The sequence below is a fragment of the Micromonospora sp. NPDC047753 genome (assembly GCF_040642735.1).
Classification (GTDB): Bacteria; Actinomycetota; Actinomycetes; order Mycobacteriales; family Micromonosporaceae; genus Micromonospora.
Genome location: NZ_JBEYSL010000327.1, coordinates 1 through 7,880, shown reverse-complemented (window position 1 = coordinate 7,880; position 7,880 = coordinate 1). Strand labels below are relative to the sequence as shown.

The window sequence follows — 7,880 nt, the reverse complement described above, 5'->3', positions numbered from 1 at the left end:
GCCCGTCGGTCACGGGGGAGAGGGTGCTCGGCGGCGACATGCACAGCGCCACCGAGCGGTAGAGGGGTGGGTGGGGTGGGGGTGGGACGGGTGGGGTGGGGGTAGCACTACGGCGGAGAGGCGGGGTTTCGGGATGGGGTCGGCGAGGCCACATGCCTAGCCTTTGGGCATGACCGCCGTTGCCGCCACCAGCGACCGACCGACGCTGGCACCCAGCATCCCCCGCCAGCTCTTCGTCGACTCCGGGTACGTGCTGCTCGGCCTGCCCCTGGGGCTGGCCAGCTTCATCGTCCTCGTCGTCGGCCTGTCGGTGAGCGTCGGCCTGGTCGTCACGGTGATCGGCCTGCCGATCCTCAGCGGCACCCTGTACGCCGCCCGTGGCCTGGCCGACATCGAGCGGCTGCGGATGGCCGCGGTGCTCCGGCAGCCCCGGATCCGGCCGAACTACCGGCTGCCCGAGGCGGGCGCGAACGCCTGGCGCCGGATCTTCGTGCCGATCCGGGACGCCCAGTCCTGGCTCGACCTGGCGCACGGCATCCTGCGGTTGATCACGGCGGTGGGCACCTTCGTGGTCACGTTGTCGTGGTGGGCCGCGGCGATCGCCGGCTCGCTCTACTGGGCCTACGACTGGGCTCTGCCCCACCCGTCCGGTGAGGGTGACCAGGATCTGGCGCAGCTCCTCGGCCTGGGCGACTCGACCACCGCCCGGATCGGGCTGAACACCGCGCTCGGGGTGTTCTTCCTGATCACCCTGCCGATCGTGGTGCGGGGCTGCGCACTGCTCCAGGCGAGTTTCGCCAAGGCCATGCTGACCGGGGTGGCCGAGATGCGCGACCGGATCACAGTGCTGGAGGAGCAGAAGCGGGCCGCCGTGTCCGCCGAGGCCTCCGCTCTGCGCCGCTTGGAGCGTGACATCCACGACGGCCCCCAGCAGCGCCTGGTCCGGCTGGCGATGGACCTCAGCCGAGCCCGGATGCAGCTCGCCTCGGACCCGGACGCGGCCGGCCAGACCATCGACGAGGCGGTCAGCCAGACCCGGGACACGCTTGCCGAGCTGCGGGCGTTGTCCCGGGGCATCGCCCCGCCGATCCTGGTCGACCGGGGCCTGCCCAGCGCCCTGGCCGCGATCGCCGGCCGCGGGCTGATCCCGATCGAGCTCCAGGTGGACCCGCAGCTCGGCACCCCGGCCGGGCGGCTCGACCCGGCGGTGGAGAACACCGCGTACTTCGTGGTGTCCGAGGCGCTGACGAACGTCGCCAAGCACAGCCGGGCCACCGAGGCCACTGTGACGGTGACCCGGCGGGGCACCCACCTGCAGGTGCGGGTGGGCGACGACGGGCAGGGCGGCGCGCACCTGGCGAAGGGGCACGGGTTGGCCGGCATCGCCGACCGGGTCCGGGCCGCGGGTGGCGAACTGATGGTGGTCAGCCCGACCGGCGGCCCCACCGAGATCCGCGCTGAGCTGCCGCTGTGAGCGCGAGGAACGAGCCGGGGTTTGCGAGCCCCGCAGTCGCGGACCAAGAAGATGCTGTGAGCCGCCGGAGGCCGCCGCGATGGTGAGCGACGTGGTAGACAACACAGCCATGCGCATCGTGATCGCCGACGACGCCGTCCTGCTCCGGGAGGGGCTGGTCCGGCTGCTGACCGAGAGTGGGCACCAGGTGGTGGCCGCCGTCGGGGACGGTGACGCCCTGGTCGAGGCGGTGGTCGAGCACCGGCCCGACGTGTCGATCGTCGACGTCCGGATGCCCCCGTCGCACACCGACGAAGGGCTGCGGGCTGCGGTGGAGGCCCGCCGGCTGGTGCCGCGTACGCCGATCCTGGTGCTCTCCCAGTACGTCGAGGTCTCGTACGCCGATGATCTGCTCGCGACCACCGGCGGCGCCGGCGGCGGGATCGGCTACCTGCTCAAGGACCGGGTGGCCGCGATCGACGAGTTCCTGGACGCGCTGCGCCGGGTGGCGGCCGGCGGCACGGTGCTCGACCCGGAGGTGGTTGGTCAGCTCTTCGCCCGACGCCGCCGCGACGACCCGCTGCGGGAGCTGACCCCCCGCGAGCGCGAGGTGCTCGCCCTGATGGCCGAGGGGCGTTCGAACACCGCGATCGCGCGCGCCCTGGTGGTCAGCGACGGCGCGGTGGAGAAGCACGTGCGCAACATCTTCACCAAGCTCACCCTGCCACCGGACACCGAACAGCACCGGCGGGTGCTGGCCGTCCTCACCTACCTGCGGAACTGACCTCCCGGGCCAGGGCCACCGCGTCGGTGAGGGTGTCAGCGACCGGGTGACCGGAGGCGCGCAGCCGGCCCGGGTCGGTGAACCCGCCGGTGTAGAGCACGGCACGGCCGCCGACCGCGAGCGCCGCGTCGGCGTCGTCGATGGAGTCGCCGATCAGCACCACCGAGGCGCCGTCCACGCCCAGTTCGGCCAGGTGCAGCTGGAGCGACTCGGCCTTGTAGCCGCCGCCGACCGTGGCCCGCAGCCCGTCGACGCGGGTGAAGTGGCTGGTCAGACCGTACGTGTGCACGGTCGGGATCAGTTCCTCGTGGAACCACATGGAGAGCAGGCTCTGGGTGCCCGGCCAGGCCGCCATCGCGGCGCGTGCGTCGGCGGCCAGCTTGCAGGTGGTCAACCCGGTGCGGTACGCGTCGTGGAAGATCTTGTCCAGCCGACCGAACTCGTCGTCGTCCACTGCCTGCCCGAGCACGTCGGCGTAGTACTCGGCGATCGGCCTGCGGAACCGCACCCGGTGCTCGTCCAATGTGACAGTCGGCCCACCCAGGCTCGCGAACACGACGTTGGTGGCGGACACCACCAGGCTGAGGTCGTTGAGCAGGGTGCCGTTCCAGTCCCAGACGAGGTGCGGGTGCGGGTGCGCGGGGGTCATCAGAGCACCATAGGCACTCCTCAGAGCTGCGGCGTGGTCAGGTCCCGCAGCAGCCGGTCCTCCTCGACCCGCCAGTAGCCGTGCTCCTTGCCGTCGAGCATGACCACCGGTAGCCGGTCCCCGTACTCCCGCTCCAGCCCCTCGTCGCCGGTGACGTCCCACTCGACCCACTTGTCGCCGGTGACCGCGACCACCCGGTCGAGCGCCGCCTTGGCGTCGTCGCACAGGTGGCAGCCGGGTCGGGTGATCAGGGCGAGTCGGGCGTCACTGGCCATCGGTTACCTCCGTGCGGTCGGTCGGCGGCGCCGACCGGAGTTGGGTCTTGCGTACCTTGCCGATCGCCGAGTGCGGCAGGGCGTCGACGAACTCGACACCGGTCGGGCACTTGAACCGGGCCAGGTTCCGTGCGCAGTGGGCGAGCAGTTCCTCGCTGGTCACCGGTCGGCCCTGCGCCGGCACCACGTACGCCCGCACAGTCTCGCCGGTCCGCGGGTGTGGCACACCCAGTACCGCCGACTCGACCACCCCGGGGTGCCCGGCGAGCACCAGCTCGACCTCGTGCGGGTAGACGTTGAACCCGTTGACCAGGATCAACTCGCCGAGCCGGTCGACCAGGAAGAGGTCACCGTCCTCGTCGGCGTACGCGATGTCACCGGTGCCCCACCAACCGTCGGCGTCCGGGCCGCCCCGACCGTCGGGCCAGTAGCCGGTGAAGAGGTTCGGGCCGGACACCACGATCTGCCCCGGGTCGGTGCCCGGAGCCAGGTCGGAGATGTCCAGCTCGTCGGGGTCGTCGTCGGGGACGGCCAGCCCGTCCCGCCACAGGTCCGTCCCGTCGGCGCCGACCAGGCGTAGCCGCACCCCGGGCAGCGGCCGGCCGATCGAACCCGGCTTGGCCACGCCGCCGACCAGGGTGGAGGTGAGCACCGGCGCGGTCTCGGTGAGGCCGTACCCGATGTGGACCTGATGCCCGGTGACCTCGGTGAAGCGCGCCGCGACAGCGGGTTCGAGCGGTGCCGCGCCGCAGACCGCCACCCGCACCGACGCGGTAGCCGCGCGGGCCGTGGCCGCGCCGGCCCAGGTCAGGAACATCGACGGTACGCCGACCAGCACGTTGACCCGGTGCCGCGCGACCTCGTCCAGCCCCGCCGTCGGGCCTGGCTCGTCGAGCAGCACACCCGTCGCGCCGTGGTGCACTACCGCGCCGAGCCCCGAGTTGAGCCCGTACGCGTGGAACAGCGGCAACGCCAGGAGAACGGTGTCGGCCGGCCCGACCACCGCCGGCTCGATCCCGGCGACCTGTTCGTGGTTGGCGAGCAGTGCCTGGTGCGAGAGCATCGCCCCCTTGGGTCGCCCCTCGGTGCCGGAGGTGTAGAGCAGGACAGCCAGGTCGGTGCCGCCGCGTCGCGGGCGGGGTGCCGGTCCGGGCGAGTCGGCGGTCGGTGGCGTGTCGTGCACCGAGGCGAGCGCGGGCAGCTCGGCGGCCACGTCGGCGACCAGGCCTCGAACGTGGTCGGTGGCGATGAGCACCGACGCGCCGGAGTCGGCGAGCACGTGCCGTAGCTCCGGGGCGGTGAGGCCGGGGTTGACCGGAACGGTGACCAGTCCGGCGCGGAGGGCGCCGAGCCAGGCGATCACGAAGTCCGGTGTGTTGGGCAGCGCGATGGCGACGCGCGGCGGCGTACCGCCGGGGTCGGTGGGTGGCGCGGCGGCGGACAGGCCGCGGGCGGCGGCGTCCACCGCGGTGTCCAGTTCGGACCAGCTCACTGTGTGGTCACGCCAGTGCAGCGCGGGCCGGTCGGCGCTGTCGAGAGCCGCCCGGCGGACCCGGTCGGCGAGGTTCGGCGCGGGGCTTTCCGAGGCGTCCTGCACGGTGATCGAGTCTGGCACAGCGGGCCCCGGCGGGCCACGCCCGACGGTAGGGCGCCACGCCCGGAGGACGACACAGCGACAGTCCCATGTACGGGACTGTCCGGTGTGCCACGGGCGATCAGATCAGGTCCTGTCGATGGGACGTGCGACGCTGACCAAGGGCAGTTCGGCCGCCCCCGTCCGGCTGGCCGGCGCGGTGGGTCAGCCGAACGGGCGGAAAGCCTCCGACCTGGGGATCCATCCTGGAACACCGAGCCGACGGAAAGTCAATCGCACACGACGGACAACCGGTCCGCCACCGGTGCGACGGAGCGGGAAATACTTCCGCCTTGTGTAACGGACTTGCCACGCGCGGGTGACGTTGGCCCTATCATCACTCGGGTCGGCTCACCCCATTTGCCGTGAGTCGACACCCCTCAGCCCGAGGAGGCCCCCGTGCCTGTGAGCGCATTGGACCAGCACCTCCACGGGAATTGCCGCGCGTCGGCAATCCCCGTGACCGTCCTGCCCGACCGGTCACCCGGCCGGTCCGCCCCGACGAGACCCAGACCGGCCCGCCCGGCGACCGACGGGACGGGGGCGACGCGATGACCACCTTCGGATACGCGGAACGTCCGGTCGGCCTGACCGGTCAACCCGCCCGCTCCCACGTCAACGAGCGGCCCGCGGCCCGTGCCCCGTCTGACGAACAGCACGGCGGCGTCGTGCGAGGTGACGGCGCGGCGCAGCGGATCCGCAGCCGGCCACACCACAACGAGCCACCGCCGCGACCCGCGGTGCCCGGTGGAAACGCGAAGCCGGCCGGCGGCCGGGTCGCCGTACCGCAGCGACCCACGATGCCTGTGCAGGGTCGTCGGGTAAGCGACACACCGGCGGTCACCACCGACCCGGCGGCGGGCGAGACAGCGGTGATCCCGGCAGTGCCGGCCACCACCGCGACCACCCCGACCGGTTTCCCGAGCCGCCCGGACCCGTCCGACCCGGCGACCGAGGTCTGGACGCTGATCGAGCGGGCCCAGGCCGGCGAGTCCGAGGCGTTCGGTCTGATCTACGACCGCTACGTGGACACCGTCTTCCGGTTCGTCTACTTCCGGGTCGGCAACCGGCAACTCGCCGAGGACCTCACCTCGGACACCTTCCTGCGCGCGCTCAAGCGGATCGGCAGCTTCACCTGGCAGGGCCGCGACCTCGGCGCCTGGCTGGTGACGATCGCCCGTAACCTCGTCGCGGACCACTTCAAGTCGGGCCGGTACCGGCTGGAGGTCACCACCGGCGACGTGCTCGACGCCGACCGGGAGGACCGGGGCCCGGAGGGCAGCCCGGAGGCGGCGGTGGTGGAGCACATCACCAACGTCGCGCTCCTCACCGCTGTGAAGCAGCTCAACCCGGAGCAGCAGGAGTGCATCGTGCTCCGCTTCCTCCAGGGCTTCTCGGTCGCCGAGACGGCCCGCGCGATGGGCAAGAACGAGGGAGCCATCAAGGCTCTCCAGTACCGCGCCGTCCGCGCCCTGGCCCGGCTGCTGCCCGACGGCTTCCAGCCGTAGTTTGTTACGGCGGGACCGACGGACGTCGATCAACGTCCGCGCAGCTCAAAGTCGGTCCCGCCCGGTGATGACCATCACTTTCTGTAATTTCCGCCCCGCCAGGCCCGTAACCCGTGCCCGGTCCGCCGCGTTTCTCCGGGTGCGACCGGTGGATGTCCCGGCAGGCCCGGGTCACCGAGGTCCGACCGGCATGCCGGCGGCACCTCACCTCCGTGGTGTCACACTGCCGCCCGGTCGCTGGCAACGACGGCGGCCGACCGGCCGTGACCAGCGAGAGGAGGTGCCTGCGGTGGACAACACCCTCTTCTCCCGCCGGCGCGCGGAGCGCTTCGCGCAGCTTCTCGACGAGGCCAACGGCGCTCGACGACACCACGTGCGATCCCGGGTGGACGGCCAACTGGCGCCGCTCGTCGCAGTGGGTCAGCGGCTCAGCGTCGACCCCCCGGCTGTCGAGGTGGACCAGGACTTCCGTACCGGCCTGCGGGCGATGCTGCTCGCAACCGCCGAGCGGGAAGGGCTGGGCAGCACACCGGCGGCGGTCAGCGAACCGGCCGCCACCACCACCCGCGGGCGGCTGCTGCCGGCGGTCACCGCACGGCGGGCCCGAGCCCGGGGCGCGATCCTGGTCGGCATCGCCGCCGGTGCCATCGCCGTCTCCGGAATCTCCGCCGCCAGCGAGAACGCGGTGCCCGGTGACGCGCTGTACGGCATGAAGCGCTCCACCGAACGGGCACAGCTCGCCCTGGCCAGCTCCGACATCAGCAGAGGCCAGCTCTTCCTGGACTTCGCCCGGACCAGAGTCGGCGAAGCCGCCAAGCTGCGCGGCGACCGGATCGGCTACAGCGCGGTCCTCGACGACATGGACGCCGACAGCCGGCAGGGCGTTCGCCTGCTGACCTCCGCCGCCGTGCAGCGGGCCGAGCCGGGCAGCCTGGACACTCTCAACACCTTCGTGTCGAGCCAGCGCCGGGCCGTACGCGGTCTGCTCGACGGGAGCACCCGGGTCGACCGGGAACGGACCCAGCGGTCGCTGGTGTTGCTGGACAGCATCCGGGAACGCTCGGACGACCTGCGCGCGGCGATCGCCTGCGGCCTGCCGGCACCGACCGCCAGCGACGCCCTCGGGCCGAACCCGAACACCTGCCCCGGGGCCCGCTGACCCGCGTCCCCATACCGCACGTCCGACCGGCCGCGCCACAGTTCGCTGTGTGCCCGGCCGGTCGCCCGTCTACGGCGGATACGCTCGCGGGGGAGCATCCGTCGTACCGGTGAGGAAGGGATTCGCGTGGCGCGCAGCCGTAAGGTGACGGTCAGCACCGACGCCGAGGGGCACACCGCGGCCTGGGCGGAGACCGACCTGGCCCCGGTCAGCGCACCCGATCCGAGCGCTGCGGCGTTCTTCGACGTGGACAACACGATGATGCAGGGCGCGTCGATCTACTGGTTCGCCCGTGGGCTCGCCTCCCGAAACTACGTGACCACCGCCGACCTGGCCCGATTCGCCTGGCAGCAGCTCCGCTTCCGGCTGCTGGCCCGGGAGCACGCCGGTGACATGTCACTGGCCAAGGAAGCGGCGCT

Annotated in this window: 7 protein-coding genes and 1 pseudogene; 5 read left to right on the top strand and 3 right to left on the bottom strand. The window is 72.4% G+C overall.

The window, feature by feature from the left end; translation table 11 throughout:
• The first annotated feature begins 169 nt into the window (after window positions 1-169).
• On the top strand, window positions 170-1,474 hold the full coding sequence (locus ABZ749_RS24030; protein ID WP_357231396.1) for a sensor histidine kinase: 1,305 nt from the start codon (window positions 170-172) through the stop codon (window positions 1,472-1,474).
• Window positions 1,475-1,583: 109 nt separating this feature from the next.
• Window positions 1,584-2,237 (top strand): response regulator transcription factor, encoded by a 654-nt coding sequence (locus ABZ749_RS24025; RefSeq protein ID WP_074314799.1) that lies wholly within the window; start codon window positions 1,584-1,586, stop codon window positions 2,235-2,237.
• Here ABZ749_RS24025 and ABZ749_RS24020 read toward each other — a convergent pair.
• Genes ABZ749_RS24020 through ABZ749_RS24010 form a run of 3 tightly spaced genes read right to left on the bottom strand, consistent with a single transcriptional unit; the run spans window position 2,218 to window position 4,758 of the window.
• Window positions 2,218-2,886: an HAD hydrolase-like protein gene (locus ABZ749_RS24020; protein WP_357231393.1), complete on the bottom strand. Its 669-nt coding sequence runs from the start codon at window positions 2,884-2,886 to the stop codon at window positions 2,218-2,220. The genes ABZ749_RS24025 and ABZ749_RS24020 overlap by 20 nt on opposite strands.
• A 20-nt stretch (window positions 2,887-2,906) precedes the next feature.
• Window positions 2,907-3,161, bottom strand: coding sequence for a glutaredoxin family protein (locus ABZ749_RS24015; protein WP_030490173.1), 255 nt, complete (start codon window positions 3,159-3,161; stop codon window positions 2,907-2,909).
• Window positions 3,151-4,758 carry an AMP-binding protein gene (locus ABZ749_RS24010; RefSeq protein ID WP_357231390.1) on the bottom strand — a complete coding sequence of 536 codons (1,608 nt, stop codon included), beginning with the start codon at window positions 4,756-4,758 and terminating at the stop codon, window positions 3,151-3,153. The genes ABZ749_RS24015 and ABZ749_RS24010 overlap by 11 nt, the downstream gene beginning before the upstream one ends.
• A gap of 587 nt (window positions 4,759-5,345) precedes the next feature.
• Between ABZ749_RS24010 and ABZ749_RS24005 the strand changes: the two genes are divergently transcribed.
• From ABZ749_RS24005 to ABZ749_RS23995, 3 genes and pseudogenes are all read left to right on the top strand, one after another.
• Window positions 5,346-6,302, top strand: a complete 957-nt coding sequence (locus ABZ749_RS24005) for an ECF subfamily RNA polymerase sigma factor, BldN family (RefSeq protein WP_238666934.1) — start codon at window positions 5,346-5,348, stop codon at window positions 6,300-6,302.
• 289 nt (window positions 6,303-6,591) lie between these two features.
• A complete protein-coding gene (locus ABZ749_RS24000) occupies window positions 6,592-7,461 on the top strand; it encodes a DUF5667 domain-containing protein (protein WP_355005758.1) in 870 nt (289 codons plus the stop codon).
• 126 nt (window positions 7,462-7,587) lie between these two features.
• Window positions 7,588-7,880, top strand: a pseudogene (locus tag ABZ749_RS23995) (HAD-IB family hydrolase); the annotation flags it as partial.